We start from the raw sequence: 1,331 nt of genomic DNA, 5'->3' as shown, positions 1-1,331 counted from the left end.
GTTGCTGGTTGCCGAGCGTGAACGGCCGATGGCCTGGGCGGCCTGCTCGTGAGTCAGGCCGAACTCATCCAGCAGGCGCTTGACGCCCTGCGCTTCTTCGAGCGGATTGAGATCTTCGCGCTGGATGTTCTCGATCAGCGCCATGATGGCCGCGTTCTCGTCGCCCACTTCGCGCACCAGGACCGGCACCTCGGTCAGACCGGCGATCTGGGAAGCACGGAAACGCCGTTCACCGGCAATGATTTCGTACTTGCCTTTCTCCTTGCCGCTCAGGGGCCGCACCAGTATGGGCTGCATCACGCCCTGGGCGCGGATGGACTCGGCCAGTTCGTTCAAGGCGCCCTCGTCCATGCGCGTGCGCGGCTGGTAGACGCCGGCCTTGAGCAGTTTGACCGGCAAGGTCGAGGGCAGGCCGTCTTTCTCCGGGGCAGCCGCCGTCTTCCCAATCGTTGCGATCGCTCCGGCATCCGCGCCAAGCAGCGCATCCAGTCCGCGACCTAGACCTTTGGGTTTTCGAGTAGCCATGCTTACGTTCCTATTGATTCTTGTGTGCGTTATGCCTTATCGGTGCGGGATTCTTTCTTGAGCCGCTTGACCAGCTCCTTGCCGAAGTCCAGGTATGCCTTGGCGCCGCGGGAATTCTTGTCATAGACGATGCCGGGCATGCCGTGGCTGGGAGCTTCGGCCAGGCGCACATTGCGCGGGATGACCGTCTTGAACACCTTGTCGCCGAAATGCGTCTCGATCTGGCCGGACACCTGCTGCTGCAAGGTTACACGACTATCGAACATGACGCGCAGCAGCCCGATGAGCTGCAGGTCCGAATTGATGTTGCGATAGACGCGCTTGACGGTGTTGACGAGGTCCGAGAGCCCTTCCAGGGCGAAGTACTCGCACTGCATGGGAATGACGACCCCGCGCGCGCTGGCCAGGCCGTTGAGCGTCAGCAAGGACAAGGTAGGCGGGCAATCGATCAGCACGAAGTCGTAGTCGCCCGCGACCTGCGCCAAAGCCTGCTTGAGCTGCTGCTCGCGCTCCTCCATCTGGATCAGATCGATCCCGGCGCCAGACAGCTCCCGATTTGAAGGTAACACATCGTAACCGCCGGTTTCAGAACGTACCTTCACATTCGAAATAGTCTCCTGGCCTATCAGTACCTGATACAGGTTGCCATTCAGCGCATTCTTATCGATACCGCTGCCCATGGTGGCGTTGCCCTGAGGGTCCAGGTCGATCAGCAAGACCTTTTTCTTCAACAAGGCCAGGGCCGCCGCCAGATTGATGGCCGTGGTCGTCTTGCCCACCCCGCCCTTCTGGTTGGCGATACAAAA

General features: G+C 60.8%; 2 protein-coding genes. Both read right to left on the bottom strand.

What is annotated here, in order from left to right; all coding sequences use genetic code 11:
* A partial coding sequence (locus ACWPWO_RS18775; RefSeq protein WP_454007888.1) for a ParB/RepB/Spo0J family partition protein occupies positions 1-525 on the bottom strand: 525 nt, incomplete at its 3' end.
* A 29-nt stretch (positions 526-554) separates the two neighbouring features.
* The coding region (locus tag ACWPWO_RS18770) for a ParA family protein (RefSeq protein ID WP_454007887.1) at positions 555-1,331 on the bottom strand (777 nt) is incomplete at its 5' end.

The sequence above is a fragment of the Alcaligenes sp. Marseille-Q7550 genome (genome assembly GCF_965112015.1).
The sequence above is the reverse complement of the archived record's forward strand: the minus strand, read 5'-3'. Positions and strand labels throughout refer to the sequence as shown.